Origin of the sequence: Bacillus atrophaeus, from assembly GCF_039519175.1 — a bacterium.
Taxonomy (GTDB): domain Bacteria; phylum Bacillota; class Bacilli; order Bacillales; family Bacillaceae; genus Bacillus; species Bacillus atrophaeus.
Genome location: NZ_CP154443.1, coordinates 2,376,815 through 2,396,613 on the forward strand (window position 1 = coordinate 2,376,815; position 19,799 = coordinate 2,396,613).

Consider the following 19,799-nt stretch of genomic DNA (forward strand, 5'->3'; position numbering starts at 1 on the left):
CTGCCTGCATCCTTTTTTTATGTTATTTTCCCGTTTTTAAGATCTTAAAAATCTTTTTCGCCTGGTCCGTGTTGTTGATCAGCCCGGTGAATTTTTCTTTTCCTGGTCCGTACGCGTAGACGGGAACCTCTTCACCGGTGTGGTCAGCACTTGTCCAGCCGCTGTTAGAACGGGTGTTGAAAAGCTTGATGATCGCTTTGTAGGCGCCTTTGTCTTGATCAGCTTGAGCGGCTGCTTCGACAGTTTTTATTTCCTCGGCGGTAAATGTAAGATCAGTATAGCGGGCAAGCACATCCTTAGCAGGTTTTCCCTCGGCTATCTTCTTCGCCATAAATTCAGGAGTCCGCTTCGCCGCTAAAATCGGTTTGGCGTGCCAATTCTTTTCGCCGTTTGCACCGATTGTAAAACCTCCGGTCGTATGGTCAGCAGTTGCGATGACAAGGGTGTGCTTATCTTTTTTTGCGAACTGAATCGCAGCTTTATAAGCTTTTTCAAAATCCTTCACTTCACTCATTGCCCCGACAACATCATTATCATGGGCGGCCCAGTCGATTTGGCTGCCTTCCACCATTAAGAAAAATCCTTTTTTGTTTTGTTTAAGACGGTCAATAGCCGAACTTGTCATGTCTTCAAGCGACGGAGTCTGGCTGTCACGGTCTAAGGCTTTCGCAAGCCCTCCATCGGCGAATAATCCAAGGATCTGTTTGTTTTTATCTTTTTTTAATTCACGCTTTGTCGTTACATAACTATAACCGGTTTTCTTAAATTCTTCCGTTAAATTTCTGTCTTTGCGGTTGAAATATGTTTTTCCGCCGCCAAGCAAGACGTCAATTTTTTGTTTTCCGTTAATTTTATCATCAAAATAGCTATTTGCGATTTGATTCATATTTTTTCTTGATTCATTGTGTGCGCCGTATGCTGCTGGAGTGGCGTGGTTGATTTCAGAGGTTGCGACAAGTCCGGTCGATTTTCCTTGCTCTTTTGCTTCCTCAAGCACGGATTTAACTCTTTTTTTGTTTTTGTTTACGCCGATCGCGTTGTTATACGTTTTGACGCCGGTTGAGAGAGCAGTGCCTGCCGCCGCCGAATCTGTAATATTGTAATCCGGATCATCAGGGTAAGTCATCATCATGCCGGTGAGGTTAGGATCAAATTCGGTGAGCTTCATATCGTTCGGGGTCTTGCCGTTATTCTTCAGAGAACGGTAGGCGTTTATGTATGGCGTTCCCATGCCGTCTCCAATCATCACAATGACATTTCTGATTTCGTTCTTGTCTTGTTTTTTGGCGTCCGCTTTTTCTGCCTGCTGAAACTCGATACCTGTGAAAATTCCGGCTGTCAGCACTGAAACAGCAGCAAGCGGCAGGAGCTTGGCTTTCACATTTTGAAAAAATTTCATCGTCCGAATGCCTCCTTTGGTTATTGTTCTGCACGTATTATGGTAGCGAAACTTTGTTAAATACGGCTTTCGTTTGTATAAAAAGCAGGTAAATCATTGTTAGAAATTGTAAAGATGAGATACTTTTTTATCTTTCCGTATATCAGGGAAAAGCATTCGTTTTTTTCATTAAGATGTGAGTGCAGGAGAAAAATATTGGAGAAAACGAAAATGCCAGACAGAGGATTTGACATGCTGGCAAATGAGAAGTTCTCTTCATAAAAGATACAATTTTTGGACTGCTCATACTGACTAAAAGGTTATGTGATGTTTTCGAATTCCCTTATCTCTTCCTTCTTTTTGATTTATTTCTAAATATAGAGATTGAAAGAAAAATAACATGACAAACAGCCGCGGTTTTTGTCACTTTTGAAATGAAATTGAAATATTTTGTACCCTTAAAAACTTTTTTTAAAAACGAATTAGTAAGAAATTTGTCACAGGAAGTCAAGTCTATTTCTATTGGGAATCTATCCTTATAATAGAAAACAGATAAATGATCAAAAAGACAATGAATGAGATAGGTATATATAGGGAGGAAATCATGAAAAAGCAAATTATAACAGCTACAACAGCAGTAGTTTTGGGGTCAACTTTGTTTGCAGGAGCGGCGTCTGCACAAAGCGTCAAAGTGAAAAAAGGCGATACTTTATGGGGATTGTCCAAGAAATATGGCACATCTATCAACAGCATTAAATCAGAAAACAAATTAAAATCAGATATCATTTACATAGGACAAACGTTATCCGTTAACGGCAAATCGTCCTCAACAAGCTCAAGCAGCAGTTCATCATCATCATCATCATCTACTTATAAAGTAGTGAGCGGTGATAGTCTTTGGAAAATTTCGAAAAAATACAGCATGACAATTAACGAATTGAAAAAATTAAACGGCCTAAAAACAGATTTAATCCGCGTCGGCCAGGTTCTTAAAGTGAAGGGCTCAAGCTCAAGTTCAAACCAAAGCTCGTCAAATGTTTCTGCATCAAAACCGTCTACATCATCAGGCAGCAACGTGTCATCAACGTCACTTAATGTAAGCAAGCTTGTATCTGATGCAAAAGCGCTCACTGGCACTCCGTATAAATGGGGCGGAACAACTACTTCTGGTTTTGACTGCAGCGGATTTATCTGGTACTTGCTGAATAAACAAACAAACGTGGGCAGAACAAGCACTGCGGGATACTGGAGTTCTATGAAGAGCGTATCAAGCCCGTCTGTCGGCGACTTTGTTTTCTTTACAACATATCAAGCAGGCCCTTCTCACATGGGTGTGTATATCGGAAACAACAAGTTCATCCATGCAGGATCTGATGGCGTGCAGACAAGCGATCTGAACAACAGCTATTGGAAACCTCGTTATCTTGGCGCAAAACGTTTCTAATCTAATTGCCTTTTGAAACCCGTTCAATGAACGGGTTTTTTATTATTACATTAGACGGGTGACATGATGATTGGTTACAGCTAAAAATGAAAATGTGATAAGAAATCCAAAAACTTTTTTTCTTTTTCGTTTTCATGAAGAGCAATCGCATACGCCCCTGCGTGAGGCAGTTTTGTGAATTCGCACGGAACCTCGATCATACGTCCTGCAGTTAATTCCCGCTTGACTGTTGATAACGGGAGAAACGAGACTCCAAGTCCTTCTTTAATAAAACGCTTCGTAATGTGGGTTTGTGTCACCTTCATGGTTCTGACAAAAGGAAAAGTGATCCTGATCTGGCGCAGCAAATCGTCCCAATAATCGGGATGATTATGGGTCAGCAATAAGTATTGGTTAAGCAGTTCTTTCACTTGGAAAGTATAAGCAGCTTGAGCTGCATCAGGAGGTGCGACAAGCACAACCGGGTCCTTATATAATGGGCGGCAGGTTAAGGAGGCAGACTGCACCTTTAAACAGCTTAACCCGATATCAGCTTCGCCTGCTTTAATCAATGGCGAAATTTCGGCTGATTCAGCGATTGTCACCGTTATTTCCGTTTCTGTATTCATCATTGTATACCGCTTCATGACAGACGGCAGGACCGTATCGGCGATCAGCGGTGAGACGGCGAGATTTAAGGTTTGTGAGTAGCCTTGCCTGACCCTGTGAAGTTCTGACATGCTTTTTTCATAATCATCAAGCAGTCTCAAAGCATAAGGCAAGTAGGCTTTGCCTTCCTCAGTCAGCTGGATTTTCCTCCCTTTTCTTTGGAACAGCTTGCAGCTTATTTCTTCTTCCAAGAGCTTAATATGCACGGTTACGGTAGGCTGGGATAAAAAAAGCGTTTCGGCTGTTTTTCTGAAGTTTTCATATTTTGCAGCTGTTACAAAAGTGTGAAGCCATTTAAAATCCATATATGATCTCCTCTGATTAATAATTTTAATTAATTTCCTTAAAAATATTCAATATTTTTTAAATATTATATTTACTATAATAACAGAAAGAAGAAGAGGGGGAATAGAAATGGTATATCACGGATTAAAAGGGATTACATGTGTTGAAACATCAATCAGCCATATAGACGGAGAAAAAGGCCGTTTAATATACAGAGGCCATGATGCAAAGGAAATCGCACTTCATGCGAGCTTTGAAGAAGCGGCCTATCTCATCCTTTTTGGATCGCTTCCTCAGCCGACAGAATTGCTTGATTTCAACGAAAAGCTGATCGCGGAACGCCCGCTGCCCGAACATATTCAATATCTCATTCAAAGACTGCCTGAAAATATGGACGACATGTCGGTGCTGAGAACAGTCATTTCAGCATTGGGGGAAGCATCCTATACATATCCTCCGAAAACAGAGGAAGCGATTCGCCTTATAGCCATTACGCCTTCCATCATTGCGTACAGGAAAAGATGGGTTCAGGGAGAAAAAGCGATAGCGCCTTCTTCTCAGTACGGACATGTCGAAAACTACTACTATATGCTGACTGGCGAACGTCCCGCCGAATCTCAAAAGAAAGCGCTTGAAGCCTATATGATTCTCGCTATGGAACACGGCATGAACGCGTCTACTTTTTCAGCAAGAGTCACTGTTTCCACAGAGTCCGATTTAGTATCTGCGGTGACATCGGCACTGGGTACGATGAAAGGCCCGCTTCACGGGGGTGCGCCTTCTGCCGTGACAAAGATGCTGGAAGATATTGCGGAAAAATCACAAGCGGAAAAATATTTGGCCGAGAAGCTTGAAAAGGGAGAGCGGCTGATGGGGTTCGGCCACAGAGTGTATAAAACGAAAGATCCGAGGGCGGAGGCTCTGCGGCAAAAGGCGGAGGAAGTCGCGGGCAATGACCGTGATCTTGACCTTGCACTGCATGTGGAGGCTGAAGCAATCCGCTTATTAGAAATATATAAGCCAGGCCGCAAGCTGTATACAAATGTAGAATTTTATGCGGCGGCGGTTATGAAAGCGATCCATTTCGAAGATGAATTGTTTACACCGACATTTTCGGCAAGCCGTATGGTAGGCTGGTGCGCCCATGTGCTTGAGCAGTCGGAAAATAATATGATTTTCCGTCCGTCAGCAAAGTATACCGGAGCGCTCACCGTATAGTAAAAGCAGCACATTCATACCGTTTAATCCCGCCCATAAGGTGGTAACGTTTACTATCATTATGTGCAGGAGTGATTTTAATATGAACCCTATGGACAGACAAACAGAAGGCCAAAAGCCGCAGCACCAGGACAGGCAGCCCGGCATTGAGTCAAAAATGGAGCCTTTGCCTTTAACGGAAGATCCGGATTATAAAGGGAGCGGAAAACTCAAAGGAAAGACCGCTATTATTACCGGGGGAGACAGCGGAATCGGCAAAGCTGCAGCGATCGCGTATGCAAAGGAAGGCGCCAACATTGCCATTTTGTATCTGGAAGAGCATGCTGACGCTGAAGAAACGAAGCAGCGGATTGAGCAGGCGGGTGCAGATTGCCTTTTAATACCGGGCGATGTGGGAGATGAAGAGCATTGTAAAAAAGCGGTGGAGCAGACAGCGAAGCACTTCGGGGGCTTGGATATCTTGGTGAATAATGCCGCTGAACAGCACCCGCAGAACGATATTCTCGATATTTCGACTGAACAGCTTGAACAAACGTTTCGCACGAACATGTTTTCCATGTTCCATATGACTAAAGCGGCTCTGCCTCACATGGGGAAGGGAAGCGCGATCATCAATACAACCTCCATCACCGCTTATCAGGGTGATACATCACTGATTGATTATTCTTGTACAAAAGGAGCGATTGTTTCTTTCACCCGCTCCATGGCACTGTCTCTTGCTGAAAAAGGGATCAGGGTGAATGCGGTGGCTCCGGGGCCGATCTGGACACCGCTTATTCCGGCAACATTTTCAGAAGAAAAGGTGAAAAACCATGGATTGGATACGCTGATGGAAAGACCAGGCCAGCCGGCAGAGCATGCAGGCGCTTATGTGCTGTTGGCTTCGGATGAATCCTCTTATATGACAGGGCAGACGATTCATATTAATGGAGGCCGCTTTGTCTCAACTTAATATAGGTAGAAAACCAGTGAAACCAGCTTTCTTAGAAAGCTGGTTTTTTGTTGGGAATTTTAAAATAAAGATTTTGTACAATATTTTAAAAATTCTGTTTTCATTTTTAAATTTTTATATATAATATTGAGTAGGAGAAAGGAATTATTGTTCAAACGAACAAATATAGTAGAAAATAAGGAGATAGCTCAATATCGCCTTTATTGTCAGAAGATTCAAATTATAGGGATTATAAGTTATAGGAGTTGATGGGGATGAAGGGAAGCGTATTTAGAAAGAAAAGCATTCAAGATTTGATAGCTGCCACAGGCGGTGAAAAGTCTTTAAAAAGAGAACTTGGGGCATTTGATTTAACATTGCTTGGCATTGGAGCGATTATCGGCACGGGAATCTTTGTATTAACAGGAACAGGCGCCGTCACCGCGGGTCCCGGTCTTACGATCTCATTTGTTGTCGCGGCGCTGGCCTGCTTATTCGCGGCCCTGTCATATGCCGAATTTGCTTCATCTGTTCCTGTATCAGGTTCTGTATATACATTTACCTATGCGACGTTAGGTGAGCTGATGGCCTTTATTATCGGCTGGGATTTAATTTTAGAATACATGCTGGCCGTGAGTGCGGTTTCTGTCGGATGGTCCGGTTATTTCCAATCGTTTTTATCAGGTCTCGGCATTGGTCTTCCAACTGTTTTAACGGCTGCTCCGGGTGCTGTAAAAGGCACCGTCACGATATTTAATCTTCCTGCCTTTGTGATTGTGCTGGCTATTACGTTCTTGTTGTACTTAGGAATTCGGGAGTCAAAAAGAGTCAATAACATTATGGTTATTTTAAAAATTCTTGTCGTGCTTTTATTCATTGCAGTAGCGGCAGTCTACGTTAAACCAGATAACTGGCAGCCGTATTTGCCGGGGGGATTTGGCGGAGTATTCAGTGCTGCGGCGCTCGTTTTCTTTTCTTTCATTGGATTTGACGCTGTCTCTTCCGCAGCGGAGGAAACAAAGAATCCCGCGAAGGATCTGCCAAAGGGAATTATTTTTTCTTTATTAGCCTGTACGATCTTGTACGTGGTCGTTTCTGCCATCATGACGGGAGTTGTGCCATTCGCTCAATTTAAAGGTGTTGACCATCCCGTATCCCTCGTTCTTCAGATGTCCGGCCAAAACTGGGTGGCGGGCATCATTGATATCGGAGCGGTATTGGGGATGACGACTGTTATGCTTGTTATGCTTTACGGCCAGACAAGGGTGATGTTTGCCATGTCACGCGACGGCTTGGTGCCGGGTTCTCTTTCAAAGGTCCATCCAAAGCATAAAACACCTTATGTGGCGACTTGGTTTTTCGGCATACTGTCTGCTTTGCTCGGCGCGCTGGTTCCGTTAGACGAGCTTGCGAAGCTGGTGAATATCGGTACCCTGTCAGCGTTTGTCCTGATTTCGGTAGCTGTCATCGTCCTGCGAAAAAAACAGCCAGACCTTCCGAGAGCATTTAGATGCCCAGGCGTTCCGTTTATTCCGATTTTGGCGATTCTTTTCTGCCTGTTTTTAATTATTAACCTAGGCTGGGTGACCATCGTCCGTTTCTTTATCTGGCTCTTAATCGGTCTGGTGATTTACTTCCTTTATTCGAGAAAGCATTCCAAATTGAATCAAAAACTTTGATAAACTGGGAAGCGGCCTATGCAGCCGCTTCTTTTTATATTTTCTGAACAATAGAAAATATAAAAATAGACTTAAAAAGTGCAAAAAAATAAGAGATAATATGGGGTGAAAAGGAAGGGTGATTTTTTGTCTGAGCAAAAACCAGTTCAATGGGCTTCGAAATTAGGTTTCGTCATGGCCGCCGCGGGTTCGGCGATCGGATTGGGCGCGATTTGGAAATTCCCTTACGTAGCGGGAACAAATGGGGGAGGCGCTTTTTTTCTCATTTTCGTGATGTTTACAGTTCTCCTGGGCTGCCCGCTTTTAATCGGCGAATTTATATTTGGCCGGCGGAGCCAGACGAATGCTATTGATGCATACAAAAAAGCTGCGCCCCGCACAGCTTGGTTTCTCACTGGCTGGGTTGGTGTAGCGGCTTGTTTCCTAGTCTTATCGTTTTACAGTGTGATCGGCGGATGGATTCTACTGTACCTCTTGAAGACGGCTTTGGGTTCGTTATCAGGTTTGTCACAGGCACAGTATGGTTCTTTGTTTGCATCCGTTATCCAAAATCCCGTGCAGACGCTTTTAGCACAGCTTATCTTTATGGCGCTTACCGTGATGGTTGTGGCAAGAGGTGTACAAAAGGGGATCGAACGGGTAAGTGCGATTATGATGCCGATTTTATTTATCCTGTTTATTTTGCTCGTTCTGCGTTCTGTGACGCTTGAGAACTCAATAGAGGGCATTTCGTTTTTACTTGTGCCTCATTTCAGCGACCTTACTTCTGAGTCTGTTTTATTCGCACTTGGACAGGCCTTTTTTACGTTAACACTGGGGGTCTCCGTCATGGTGACCTACAGCTCTTATTTGCCGAAAACACAAAATCTGCCCCGCTCTGCAGGTTCAATCGTTTTGATGAATATAGTGGTGACTTTGCTTGCGGGCTTAGCTATTTTTCCGGCTGTTTTTTCATTCGGCATGCAGCCGAACGAAGGACCGACTTTGTTGTTTACGGTGCTTCCGGCGGTGTTTGACCAGCTGCCTTTTGGAACGCTGTTTTTCATTGGTTTTCTTGTGGCGTTTTTATTCGCGGCTTTGACTTCCGCTTTTTCGATGGTTGAGATTATAGTGGCGACAATCGGCAAGGGTGATGAATCAAAGAGAAAAAAATTGTCCTGGACGAGCGGATTCCTGATTTTCTTATTCGGAATCCCGTCGTGCTTATCATTTGGTGTTCTGGGCGGTGTGCAAATATTTGATAAAACGTTTTTTGACGTGGTTGATTTCACCGTCAGCAATATCCTGATGCCATTAGGCGCTCTGCTGCTGTCTATTTTTATCCCGCTGAAAATCCCAAAAGAAGAGCTGTTTGCTGAAATGAGAAACGGTTCAAATGTCGGCAAAGGCTTCTTTTATGTTTGGTATTATCTGCTTCGTTTCGTCGTGCCGCTTGCCATTATAATCGTCTTTTTAAATTTAATCGGGATTTTTTAGCAGAAAAACAGGCCGGGCAGCGGGCCTGTTTTTTTATCTTGCGCTAAACGATCCATTGGCTGTGTGCTGGAACTGTTTGCTTACATAATGCCGCCCTTTTTTTCCGCTTTCTCCATAAGAGATAGGGGGAGAATCATGTAGCTGATCCGCAGGGAAGGAGAAGTGATTTTGAAAAGGTGCCCAAATAAATCATCCAGCCACCTTGTAAAGAGATTAGGTGTCCGCTATCGGAACTCCCCGTCATAATCATCCTAAACAATAAAAGATTGCGCCTCTTTAGCCCATGCTAACAGCTTCTGCCTTCTGGTGATCGTCATAATAGCGCCGAGCGGAAACTGATGGGAGGGTGTCGTGTACACGAGCTGCGGATGAAGCCTTCCGCCGTTTTGAAGGAAGCTTCATTCCTTTAGTAATTCTGGCATGAGATATTTCTTGTTTGAAATAATCATAAAGCTGCCTGTATAGCGGAGTCTTGCTTGGTTGTCCAAAAAAGGTGTCATATCCATTTTGAAAGCTCCTCTTCAACTGGACTGGTCATTTTTTTGTGAAGTGGTTATTTAAAGAAAGCCAGGACCTGATTATAATCATTGTAACGAAAGAGAGGGGATGAAAAAATGATAGAAATAAAAAGGCTGACAAAAAAAGAAGAGTGGAAAGAGGCTTTTCCGGTGATGCACGAGCTGAGGACCCATATTGATGAGCCGACCTTTTTAGAAAGGATTGAACGTTGTATTAAACAAGAATCATACACACTGTTTGCCTTATATGATCATGGCGCGATCACTGCGCTATGCGGAGCGCTGCCGCGGGTATCTCTTCATCAAGGAGAATATGTGTGGGTGGCGGACCTTGTCACAAGTGAACACAACCGATCAAAAGGGTATGGCAAACAGCTTCTTGAACATGTGTGCAAGTGGGCGAAGGAGGCGGGCTACGACATGATCAGCCTATCTTCAGGCGTTCAGCGGGTTGACGCGCACCGATTTTATCAAGAAAAAGCAGGGTTTACTATAGAAAGCTACTTGTTCAGGAAATCACTATAACACATAAAAGCCAGAGCATGAAAAATGATCTGGCTTTTGTATGTTTCTTTTACTCTATTGCACCTGATCCGTTTGCTTCTCTACCACAACCTGATTTTGATGTTCAAGCCGTTTTTTGATACGGAAATGATAGTACACATAGCAGAAAACAATAAATGGCACTCCGCAATATAAACCGATTCGCTGATCAGGGATAAAAATGAGACTGACTAAAATAAGCCCGTATAACCCAAAGCCGAGAATCGGAACAACCGGATAAAATGGCGTTTTAAATTTTAGGTCTTTTACATCTCCGCCTTCAGCAAGAAAACGTCTGCGAAAGAAAAATTGCGAGGCGCAAATAGACATCCACGCCACAACTGTAATCATCCCTGAAATTGAAATGAACCATAAATAGACTGTTTCAGCCGCAACGATACTTGTAATTAATGAGCAGCCTGAAATCGCAATCGTCACCATCAAAGCGTATAGCGGCACTCCTTTTTTGGACAGCTTTGTTAAGAAGGCTGGCCCCATTTTGCTTTTGGACAGCGACCACATCATTCTCGACGCCGCGTATAAACCGGAATTTGCTACTGATAAGATTGCTGTTAAAATGACAAAATTCATGATATCTCCCGCATAAGGGATACCAATTCGGTCTAATACCGCCACAAACGGGCTTTCGATAACACCGGCTGTTTCATAAGGAAGAATGGCAACTAATACAAACATAGCCAGTACAAAGAAAAACAATGTTCTCCAGATGACATTCCGAATGGAGCGGGGGAGTGTTTTCTCCGGGCTTTCGCTTTCACCCGCCGCAATCCCGACAAGCTCTGTTCCCTGAAAAGAAAAGTTAACCATCACTAATGTAAACATAACCGCCAGTACGCCATTGGGAAACAGGCCTTTATCTGTTGAAAAATGAGATAAAAATGGCGCTTGCTGATCTCCTTGGAAATCAATAAAGCCAAATACCGCAGCTCCTCCAATAATAATAAATAAAACAATGGCGGTTACTTTAATGCTTGAAAACCAGAATTCCATTTCAGCAAAACTTCGGACGGATAAGGCATTAATCGAAAAGATAATCACCCCGAAAACCAGGCACCACACCCAAATCGGAACAGACGGAAACCATCTTTGCATTAAAATCCCCGCAGATGTAAACTCCAATCCCACTGTATTAGCCCAGCTGAACCAATAAAGCCAGCCGATCATAAAACCGGTGGCCGGGCCCAAGAATTTTGTGGCATAGGCTTGGAAGGAACCTGCTATGGGCATCGCAACTGCCAGTTCTCCAAGACACAGCATCACCAGATACATTAAAAAACCGCCCAAGATATAAGCAAGAATCGCGCCGGCGGGTCCAGCCTGGCTGATGGTAAATCCCGAGCCTAAAAATAACCCGGTGCCAATAACGCCGCCTAATGCAATCATAAAAAGGTGCCGGCCTTTCATGCTGCGCTGTAATTCATTTTTATTGTGATTTTCAGCCATACAGATTCCTCCTTAATACACACAACCGTTATCGTGATCGCATGAATACGTGTAGGTTTTATGTTCTGAACCATTTTGCTTTTTTCTATCTGTGGTCAATTGATCGCTTTCCAGCAGGTGAACAGTCGTTTGCTGAATGAGAGCCGGAAGGACATGAAATGTATAAGGCTTGTATACTCTTTCCGTCCATTTATGACCGTCTTTGCCGTACACTCCCATATTAATAGAGGGAATGTTTAGCTGGCGTATGTCTTCGAACGGAATGGAACCGATGATATCCCATCCTGGAAAATTCTTAGTAAAGGATGCAATTTCTGAATCTGTTTCATGCAGAGAGAGAAAGCTTCCGTCTGCTAAATAAGGGAAGAATTTTTTAAAGGCAAATGTTTCTCCGGTGGAAACAGCGACTTTTTCCACTGCTTCTTTTATGACACTGAGTAATTGCAGGTCATTGTTGTCTTCCTCTTTCAAATAGTTATGAGGCAAATAGGGAGGAGCATAGAATACAATGACTTTGGCACTCTGTTCAGGGTCCAGCTTTTGCAATTCCTCTACAACCTTAAAGCATCTCATGCGCAGCTCCAGATGTTCATACTTCTTGAAGGTTTCTTTGATGCTTAAGTCAGGGTCTATTCCTTTCGCGCGTAGTTCCTCCATGTACTCTTCCAGACTTACGACTTGGATATGCCAGGACAAATCTTTTTTAGGCAAATTGGTGCGTTTTAAAAATTCTTCATAATAATCTGATAATTTTTCTTCTACATGTTCGCAGGCTTCGAGAGAAATGTGAAGTAACTGATCCATCACTTCTTTCGCAGTTTTTTCATAGAGAAAATAGTTGAAATATAAATAACTGCTCACAGCTGTTTGGACATTATAAGCCTCTTTATTGTCACGCTGGTATAAACAAGAGGGAGGTAAAATGAGTTCGCCGTCAATGTTCTCCGCTAAATTGATGTTATTGTGGATTCTTCTTGTCAGTTCAGAAGCAATGAGGTTGGGGTCAATGCCTGCTAATGTATCTCCTACGTGCACTTCACGTCCGTAAATATAAAAACAGGGAAGTAATTTGCCAGCGGCTCCTGTGTAGATGTACCTTGTTGAATCGTTGTCATATAACGGTGTAATAAAGTCAGTATTAATGGCAGATAAATAGGTAAAGTGATGTTCCTTTTGTAACCGATTCAGCTCAGGAATAGCAGACAGAATGCCGGCATGCTGGCTTTCCTCGTCCGGATTTGCCATAAATAATATATTTCCCGGAAGCTCGTCCAGATGTTCTGAGAAGTATAAAACGTTTGCCAGATGAACGGCAATACCGCTTTGCATATCGACAGATCCTCTTCCGAACATCCACTCACCTGATTGGGCATCTTTTTGAACCTCTTGATGAAACGAATAAGAAGCGAAATATTCAGCTAATTTATCCGGGTCTAATGCATCGTCTTTTAGCGGGCCAAAATCTTCAATTCCCACAGTATCAATATGAGCATGATAAATGACCGTTTTCTGGCTGTCTTTGGTGCCTTTCAGTAATGCAAAAACATTTTTACGGCCGTATGGATCACTTGGAATAGGCTGTTCCCACACTTGATCAGGATGCTGCTTAAAATATGGAAAACCTGTTAGCACCTCTTTTATAAAATCGGCTGCAGCAGCTTCTCCGACCGTTCCGTTTATGCTTTTAATATTGATGAGAGATTTAGTCAATGCCTCGATTCTTTCCGGCATTTTCATTTGGCTTATTTTCTCATACATAGAAGTACCTCCATCTTTAAATAGTATACGTTATAACAAAATAGTACGATAGAATCCCATCGTACTATTTTGCTGGGTGGTTTTTACATTATAGGTTTAATATGCTTCTGATGTTGTCTTTGCCTGCATATGCAGAACTAAATAATCCGGACCTCCTGCTTTGGAATCCGTACCTGACATATTAAAGCCGCCAAACGGCTGATAGCCGACAATCGCTCCTGTACAGCCGCGGTTAAAATATAAATTTCCAACATGAAAGTCTTCACGGGCGCGTTCAATATGCTCGCGGTTATTCGATAAAAGGGCTCCTGTCAGTCCATATTCCGTGTTGTTGGCGACTTCCAGCATATGATCAAAATCGCGCGCCTTACAAAGCGCCACAACAGGCCCAAAAATTTCTTCCTGCATCAGGCGGGCATTTTCATCCACATCCGCAAAGATAGTAGGCTGAATAAAGTAGCCTTTTGAATCATCGCCTTCTCCTCCGGTCAAAAGACGGCCTTCTGTCTTGCCGATTTCAATATAACTCATGACCTTATCGTAAGACGCTTGGTGTATCACCGGCCCCATATACGTATTGGGATCTTCGGGATTTCCCACTGTCAGTGTTCTTGCCAATGCCGCTGCTTTTTCAACAACAGCGTCATAGACGTCTTGATGAATGACCGCGCGTGAACCGGCTGAACACTTTTGTCCGGAAAAGCCGAATGCCGAATACACAATCGCAGACGCCGCAGCATCAAGATCAGTGTCCTTATCTACAAGAACGGTATCTTTTCCGCCCATTTCAGCGATAACGCGTTTTAGCCATTTCTGCGTCGGCTGTACTTTAGATGCCCGCTCATAAATACGGCAGCCCACAGCCCGGGAACCAGTAAACGAAACAAATCGGGTTTTCGGATGTTCAACTAAATAATCGCCGATTTCTGAGCCATTCCCCGGAATGAAATTAAGAACGCCGTTTGGCAAGCCTGCTTCTTCCATTACTTCGACAAATTTTGCTGCGACGACAGGCGTTGCATCTGCCGGTTTTAATAAGATCGTATTCCCCGTTACAATGGCAGCGGCTGCCGTACCGGCCATAATCGCAAGAGGGAAGTTAAATGGTGAAATGATAATGCCTACGCCAAGCGGTATGTAGTGATATTGATTGTATTCGCCTGCGCGGCTTTTTACGTCGGCTCCGTCTTTTAACTTCAGCACCTGGCGGGCGTAATACTCTAAGAAATCTATCGCTTCTGCTGTGTCGGCATCTGCTTCATTCCAAGGTTTCCCGGCTTCTTTTACCAGATAGCCGGAAAACTCATGCTTTCTTCTGCGGATGATTGCCGCCGCTTTGAATAAAACATTTGCCCGGTGTTCCGGTTTCTGCTTTTTCCACGTTTCAAATGCCTGTAATGCAGCTTGCATCGCTTTTTCAGCAAGATCTTTGTCGGCCATTGACACGCTGCCGATCACTTCTTCTTTATTAGCAGGATTAATGGAGACGATTTTTTCATCAGTTTCAACTCGTTCCCCGTTAATCACCAGCGGGTAATGTTGGCCTAACTGAGTATTTACATAATCCAATGATTTTTGAAATGATGTTTGCTGCTTTTCTTCTTTGAAATTTGTAAATGGTTCGTGCGAATATGAGACTGCCATAACGAGACCTCCTAATGTTGGTTGAAAATTTTTCACTCTTCTTATCATGCAAGTTGTGTACCAATATTGTAAAAATGTAAAATATTTTTTGTAACTTTATGATATAGAAAATAAAATGATAGATTTTTTTTGATATAGGAATCTGGATCTGTATAAAAAGTGCAAAATAATATGGCATATTTTTATGTTTTAAGCGCCAATCATTTTTGCAGTTATACCCAGCCACGGAAACGGGCGGCCTCAGCAGACTTTCTGATCCCCGTCATATATGCGGCTAACCGCATATCGACTTTATGTGTAATGGAAGTTTGGTATATGTTTTCAAAGGAGTCGACCATGACTTTGCGCAGCTTTTCGGCAATTTCTTCCGCTGACCAGTAATAGCCTTGATTGTTTTGAACCCATTCAAAGTAAGAAACGGTAACCCCTCCTGCACTTGCAAGGATATCTGGGACAAGCAGCACTCCTTTTTCATTCAAGATTTTCGTCGCATCCAATGTAGTAGGGCCATTTGCTGCTTCTACGACAATCGCCGCTTTAATGTCATGTGCATTCTTGGCGGTAATTTGATTGGAAATGGCGGCAGGCACCAGAATATCACAATCCTTTTCCAATAATTCTTGATTCGAAATGATATCTGTGAATAAATTGGTTACTGTGCCAAAGCTGTCCCGTCTATCAAGCAGGTAATCAATATCAAGTCCATTCGGGTCATACAGCGCGCCATGTGCGTCCGAAATGCCGATTACTTTGGCTCCGGCATCATGCATGAATTTGGCGAGAAAGCTTCCCGCATTTCCAAAGCCTTGAATGATGATGCGTGCGTTTTGTAAGTCAATGCCTTTTTTCTTCACAGCTTCTTCAATGCATATCGTAACGCCCTGCGCAGTTGCCGTTTCGCGTCCTTGGGAGCCTCCTAAAACAAGGGGTTTTCCCGTTATAAAACCCGGAGAATCAAATTCGCGCAGGCGGCTGTATTCATCCATCATCCACGCCATGATTTGAGAATTCGTATACACATCAGGAGCGGGAATATCCTTTGTAGGCCCCACAATTTGGCTGATCGCCCGTACATATCCGCGGCTTAACCGCTCTAATTCACCAAAAGACATGTTCCTCGGATCACAAATAATTCCGCCTTTTCCGCCGCCATAAGGAAGATTTGTAATTCCGCATTTCAAGCTCATCCAAATGGATAATGCCTTGACCTCTTCTTCCGTCACTTCAGGATGGAATCGTACGCCGCCTTTCGTCGGACCTACTGCATCATTATGTTGAGAACGATAACCGGTAAATACGTTAACGCTGCCATTGTCCATTTTGACAGGTATCCGTACGGTCAGCATTCGAATGGGTTCCTTCATTAATTCATATACATCATTGGAGTAGCCTAATTTTCTTAACGCTTCCCTTATCACGGTTTGTGTTGAAAGGAACAAATTTAAGCTTTCTTTTTCTTCTGTTTCGGCGTTTACTTTGTTTTGGGTTGACACGATATTTCACCTCATAATGTTTTAAATAATAAACAAATCGATCAGAAACAAGCGAATGTAAGCGTTTTTATTTCTGTGTGGAATCAAGCATACATGATTGCCTCCTAAGCCTTTAAATCATTTCACGTATTTAACATGCAAGTTTCGTGCCATGTATTTTGCTGTTGAGATTCATGCCGCGAAATTAAGGATAAAAAAAGACGCCTCTCGGGGCGTCTTTTAAAAACCAAACTGTAAATTCGTATCGACAGCTACAATTGTATATACACAGATAATAACAAAAAGATTTAGGACAACACCGAGCAGGCCCGGGCCTGTGCGGCCTTTTTTAATGATCAGCTCGGCAATGCCGAAAGGGACGGCGGCCATGGCGAACGGCAGCATTTGATAGGAATAAAAAGTGACGTTGCTGATAATGGCCAAGTTCAGCATGAGCAGAGACAGAACAGCTGTCCCGACAGAAATCCAGCCAAACACATTATGCTCTTTAAATATTCTTACCAGTTCCATAGTTCCACCTCGCCGATTTTTGCTGCTTTCACTGATTTGTTTTTAAGCAGACGTTCAATTTCCTTTGTCGGCCCCGTCACGACAGAACCGTAAACATTTACGCCATGTTGTTCGACATAATCAACTCTGTTATCCAGATTCATATCTTTACGTTTCGAAATGACGTGCACCCAGTTTTTATGCTTGGACATATATTCGAGCGCATTGATAAATTGTTCGCGATCCGATTCACCTTGTGATTCAAATGTAGGAAGCACCTTGGAATCTTTCCCGGGAAATCCTAGCGGCTCTGCATAAGGGGTGTCTTTCAGATTTTTTTCCGTCTCAATTGCATTCCAGAGGAACCTTACATCATAACCGCTGAATTTTTCATAGATATCATTTGAAGGATACGCGCGGTCATACGAGAGATATACTTCAGAAACCGTTCCTTCAGGCAATTTTTTCAGTGTTTCCTGTGCTTTAGAAGTCGTTTTTTCCTTTAAGCCGGAAGGGTGGGTAAAATAATGGCTTGATTGATTGGCTTCTAAATCATAGTAATTGACAGAGGGTGCTTTGACTTTATCATAAAACATCTCAATTCTTTCATTTCCAACCGCTATTGTTTTTGTTCCGATCTGCTTTTGCAGCGGAAATTCTGTATTCATTCCGAACAGTTTGACCTGGCTTTTTAAGCCGGACGTATCAACAAGGACGTTAGGCATTGTAAGCGCTACGGTAACAGCCGCTGTTTCCATGAATTCATTTCCGGTGCTTTGTTTTCCTCCCAGCCCATAATAGAGGTAGCTTCCCAGCGTGCAAAGCGGCAAGATAATTAATGTTGAAATGACAGCCAAGACAGAGATACGCAAATAGGATTTTCGTTTTCCATATGACAGAATCGCTTTTTGTTTTTCCGGGCTGATCGTGGCGTCCCATTGGGGCTCGTCTTGCATTTCACTCTCAATGAGTTCTTGATACACTTCAAGTTTCTCAAGCTCTTCTTCAAATGCGATCATTTCCTGGTCGCTCATCTCTCCATTTTTATATTGTTCAAAACGCTTTTTAAATTCTTCATTCATCATTAACACCTCTATTATAAAGTGTCTTCAGCCGCTGTCTGGCACGAAATAAAACACTTTTAAAATTAGCCTCTGAAATATTCATAATATGGGATGCTTCTTTGTAATTTAATTCCTTTAAATAATATAGCGTTAAGGCCTCCCGATAATTGTCGGGAAGCTCGGACATATATCCAGTCAGCACTTCCTTGATTTCAACCTGATGAGCCGGGCTTTGAACAGCCGTTTGAAAAAGGCTCCCGATTAAGTCATCAGAAATGGTCACTTCCTTTTTATGTTTTCTGACATAATCAATAAACGCATTTCGGGCCACTTGAAAAAGCCATGGCTTTACTTTGCTGTGGTCGTAGGAGTGGATGTGTATGTATGCCCGCATAAAAGTTTCCTGCAAAAGATCCTCCGCGAGATGCTTGTCTTTCGTCATGGAGAGCAGGAACCTGTAAACATCATTCATGTACATTTGGTATATTTCATCGATCGTCACTGCCTTTTCTCCCCTCTATGTTATACACGCATAAGAAAGGTTTAAAGTTGCACTTTACATGCAAACGGCTTATTTCCATTTTCACCTAATCAAACACCATTATTATATAGTACCTAAAAATTGCTCTGAAAGATAGGGCTGACACATGTTTTACATTTTTGTCAATGGGAAAAGGTCAGAAAAAGGGTAAGGAGTGGAATAATGGAACATATCAATATCTCTAACACTGAAATTGAAGCTTCAAGAATCGGATTGGGCACGTGGGCCATCGGAGGCACCATGTGGGGCGGAACCGATGAAGAAAACGCAATCAAAACAATCCACGCCGCCTTTGAAAAGGGGATTACATTCATAGATACGGCTCCCGCATACGGGTTCGGGCAATCAGAAGAAATTGTCGGAAAGGCGATTGAGCAATATGGCGCAAGAAATCAAGTCGTGCTTGCGACCAAAACGGCGCTTGATTGGAAGCATAACCAGCTGTATCGCCATGCAACCCGTGCCAGAATCATTGAGGAAATCGAGAATTCTTTAAAAAGATTAAAAACAGATTATATAGATCTCTATCAAGTTCACTGGCCGGACCCTCTCGTCCCGATTGAAGAGACTGCCGAAGCCATGAAGGAGCTGTATGACGCAGGGAAGATCAGAGCGATCGGCGTCAGTAACTTCTCAGTGGAGCAAATGGATACCTTTAGGGCCGTGGCGCCGATTCACGCCATTCAGCCTCCGTATAACCTGTTTGAAAGGGAGGCCGAAGAGGATGTTCTCCCATATGCGAGGGAAAAGGGACTGACTGCGCTTTTGTATGGAAGCTTATGCCGCGGGCTTTTAACCGGAAAAATGACGGAGGATTACACATTTGAAGGTGATCCTTCGAAAACAGGACCCTAAATTTCAGCAGCCGCGTTTTAAAGAATACATCGCCGCTGTTAAAAAACTCGATGAATTGGCATACTCACGTTACAGGAAATCGGTTATTCATCTTGCTGTAAGATGGATTTTAGACCAGCCCGGGACAGGTATTGCCTTGTGGGGCGCCAGAAAACCTGAACAAGTGGAAGCCGTCTCAGATATTACAGGCTGGGAATTGACCTCTGAGGACAAAAAAGATATCAATCATATTTTGCAGGAAACGATATCAGAACCGGTCGGCCCTGAATTTATGGCACCGCCGACAAAAGAAGAAGTGTAAGAAAAAAGCTGAGGCCGCCGCCTCAGCTTTTTAGCGCCATGAAAAGAGGAAATGATAATTATTAGTACCA

At 43.2% G+C, this 19,799-nt stretch carries 15 protein-coding genes and 2 pseudogenes; 7 read left to right on the forward strand and 10 right to left on the reverse strand.

All coding sequences use genetic code 11. From position 1 onward, the window contains the following. Nucleotides 1-22: 22 nt before the first annotated feature. A complete protein-coding gene (locus AAHT65_RS11975; RefSeq protein WP_425524824.1) occupies nucleotides 23-1,399 on the reverse strand; it encodes an alkaline phosphatase in 1,377 nt (458 codons plus the stop codon). 583 nt (nucleotides 1,400-1,982) lie between these two features. Between AAHT65_RS11975 and AAHT65_RS11980 the strand changes: the two genes are divergently transcribed. After that, nucleotides 1,983-2,822, forward strand: coding sequence for a C40 family peptidase (locus AAHT65_RS11980; protein ID WP_106359860.1), 840 nt, complete (start codon nucleotides 1,983-1,985; stop codon nucleotides 2,820-2,822). An 80-nt stretch (nucleotides 2,823-2,902) separates the two neighbouring features. Here AAHT65_RS11980 and AAHT65_RS11985 read toward each other — a convergent pair whose 3' ends face one another. Further along, nucleotides 2,903-3,775, reverse strand: coding sequence for a LysR family transcriptional regulator (locus AAHT65_RS11985; RefSeq protein ID WP_013390453.1), 873 nt, complete (start codon nucleotides 3,773-3,775; stop codon nucleotides 2,903-2,905). Nucleotides 3,776-3,884: 109 nt separating this feature from the next. Between AAHT65_RS11985 and citA the strand changes: the two genes are divergently transcribed. The 4 genes from citA (at nucleotide 3,885) to AAHT65_RS12005 (ending at nucleotide 9,059) form a co-directional block, all read left to right on the forward strand. Beyond that, on the forward strand, nucleotides 3,885-4,973 hold the full coding sequence (gene citA / locus AAHT65_RS11990) for a citrate synthase CitA (RefSeq protein WP_343310279.1): 1,089 nt from the start codon (nucleotides 3,885-3,887) through the stop codon (nucleotides 4,971-4,973). Nucleotides 4,974-5,055: 82 nt separating this feature from the next. Next, nucleotides 5,056-5,925 (forward strand): SDR family oxidoreductase, encoded by an 870-nt coding sequence (locus AAHT65_RS11995; protein WP_088116823.1) that lies wholly within the window; start codon nucleotides 5,056-5,058, stop codon nucleotides 5,923-5,925. Between the two features lie 254 nt (nucleotides 5,926-6,179). Beyond that, nucleotides 6,180-7,583, forward strand: coding sequence for an amino acid permease (locus AAHT65_RS12000; protein WP_343310280.1), 1,404 nt, complete (start codon nucleotides 6,180-6,182; stop codon nucleotides 7,581-7,583). Between the two features lie 126 nt (nucleotides 7,584-7,709). Beyond that, nucleotides 7,710-9,059, forward strand: a complete 1,350-nt coding sequence (locus AAHT65_RS12005; protein ID WP_088116825.1) for a sodium-dependent transporter — start codon at nucleotides 7,710-7,712, stop codon at nucleotides 9,057-9,059. A gap of 55 nt (nucleotides 9,060-9,114) precedes the next feature. On the opposite strand, the pseudogene AAHT65_RS12010 reads toward AAHT65_RS12005, so the two are convergent. Then, nucleotides 9,115-9,427: pseudogene (locus AAHT65_RS12010) on the reverse strand (PLP-dependent aminotransferase family protein); the annotation flags it as partial. 246 nt (nucleotides 9,428-9,673) lie between these two features. On the opposite strand from AAHT65_RS12010, the gene AAHT65_RS12015 reads away from it, so the two are divergent. Further along, the gene (locus tag AAHT65_RS12015) at nucleotides 9,674-10,102 is read left to right on the forward strand and encodes a GNAT family N-acetyltransferase (protein WP_199680520.1); all 429 of its coding nucleotides are present in this window, start codon (nucleotides 9,674-9,676) and stop codon (nucleotides 10,100-10,102) included. Between the two features lie 54 nt (nucleotides 10,103-10,156). On the opposite strand, the gene AAHT65_RS12020 is transcribed toward AAHT65_RS12015, so the two are convergent. The 7 genes from AAHT65_RS12020 to sigM form a co-directional block, all read right to left on the reverse strand. Further along, nucleotides 10,157-11,584 (reverse strand): amino acid permease, encoded by a 1,428-nt coding sequence (locus tag AAHT65_RS12020; RefSeq protein WP_343310281.1) that lies wholly within the window; start codon nucleotides 11,582-11,584, stop codon nucleotides 10,157-10,159. Nucleotides 11,585-11,596: 12 nt separating this feature from the next. Continuing rightward, nucleotides 11,597-13,342 carry a M20/M25/M40 family metallo-hydrolase gene (locus AAHT65_RS12025; protein WP_343310282.1) on the reverse strand — a complete coding sequence of 582 codons (1,746 nt, stop codon included), beginning with the start codon at nucleotides 13,340-13,342 and terminating at the stop codon, nucleotides 11,597-11,599. A 96-nt stretch (nucleotides 13,343-13,438) separates the two neighbouring features. After that, nucleotides 13,439-14,986, reverse strand: a complete 1,548-nt coding sequence (pruA, locus tag AAHT65_RS12030; RefSeq protein ID WP_343310283.1) for an L-glutamate gamma-semialdehyde dehydrogenase — start codon at nucleotides 14,984-14,986, stop codon at nucleotides 13,439-13,441. Between the two features lie 212 nt (nucleotides 14,987-15,198). Then, nucleotides 15,199-16,479, reverse strand: a complete 1,281-nt coding sequence (locus AAHT65_RS12035; protein WP_343310284.1) for a Glu/Leu/Phe/Val dehydrogenase — start codon at nucleotides 16,477-16,479, stop codon at nucleotides 15,199-15,201. Nucleotides 16,480-16,698: 219 nt separating this feature from the next. Then, nucleotides 16,699-16,989, reverse strand: coding sequence for a hypothetical protein (locus AAHT65_RS12040; RefSeq protein WP_003327804.1), 291 nt, complete (start codon nucleotides 16,987-16,989; stop codon nucleotides 16,699-16,701). Continuing rightward, on the reverse strand, nucleotides 16,977-18,053 hold the full coding sequence (locus AAHT65_RS12045) for an anti-sigma factor (protein ID WP_088116831.1): 1,077 nt from the start codon (nucleotides 18,051-18,053) through the stop codon (nucleotides 16,977-16,979). The genes AAHT65_RS12040 and AAHT65_RS12045 overlap by 13 nt, the downstream gene beginning before the upstream one ends. Then, entirely contained in the window at nucleotides 18,043-18,534 is a 492-nt protein-coding gene (gene sigM, locus AAHT65_RS12050) for an RNA polymerase sigma factor SigM (protein ID WP_003327802.1), read from the reverse strand. Before sigM ends, AAHT65_RS12045 begins: the two co-directional genes overlap by 11 nt. 201 nt (nucleotides 18,535-18,735) lie before the next feature. On the opposite strand from sigM, the pseudogene AAHT65_RS12055 reads away from it, so the two are divergent. Beyond that, nucleotides 18,736-19,729, forward strand: a pseudogene (locus AAHT65_RS12055) (aldo/keto reductase). Nucleotides 19,730-19,799 lie beyond the last annotated feature (70 nt).

Bases quoted from the DNA above. Each gene is read 5' to 3' on its own strand.
- AAHT65_RS11995 (WP_088116823.1), top strand. From the start codon at position 5,056: ATGAACCCTATGGACAGACAAACAGAAGGCCAAAAGCCGCAGCACCAG.
- pruA (WP_343310283.1), bottom strand. From the start codon at position 14,986: ATGGCAGTCTCATATTCGCACGAACCATTTACAAATTTCAAAGAAGAA.
- AAHT65_RS12025 (WP_343310282.1), bottom strand. From the start codon at position 13,342: ATGTATGAGAAAATAAGCCAAATGAAAATGCCGGAAAGAATCGAGGCA.
- AAHT65_RS12000 (WP_343310280.1), top strand. From the start codon at position 6,180: ATGAAGGGAAGCGTATTTAGAAAGAAAAGCATTCAAGATTTGATAGCT.
- AAHT65_RS11980 (WP_106359860.1), top strand. From the start codon at position 1,983: ATGAAAAAGCAAATTATAACAGCTACAACAGCAGTAGTTTTGGGGTCA.
- AAHT65_RS12015 (WP_199680520.1), top strand. From the start codon at position 9,674: ATGATAGAAATAAAAAGGCTGACAAAAAAAGAAGAGTGGAAAGAGGCT.
- AAHT65_RS12020 (WP_343310281.1), bottom strand. From the start codon at position 11,584: ATGGCTGAAAATCACAATAAAAATGAATTACAGCGCAGCATGAAAGGC.
- AAHT65_RS12045 (WP_088116831.1), bottom strand. From the start codon at position 18,053: ATGATGAATGAAGAATTTAAAAAGCGTTTTGAACAATATAAAAATGGA.
- AAHT65_RS11975 (WP_425524824.1), bottom strand. From the start codon at position 1,399: ATGAAATTTTTTCAAAATGTGAAAGCCAAGCTCCTGCCGCTTGCTGCT.
- AAHT65_RS12040 (WP_003327804.1), bottom strand. From the start codon at position 16,989: ATGGAACTGGTAAGAATATTTAAAGAGCATAATGTGTTTGGCTGGATT.
- citA (WP_343310279.1), top strand. From the start codon at position 3,885: ATGGTATATCACGGATTAAAAGGGATTACATGTGTTGAAACATCAATC.
- AAHT65_RS11985 (WP_013390453.1), bottom strand. From the start codon at position 3,775: ATGGATTTTAAATGGCTTCACACTTTTGTAACAGCTGCAAAATATGAA.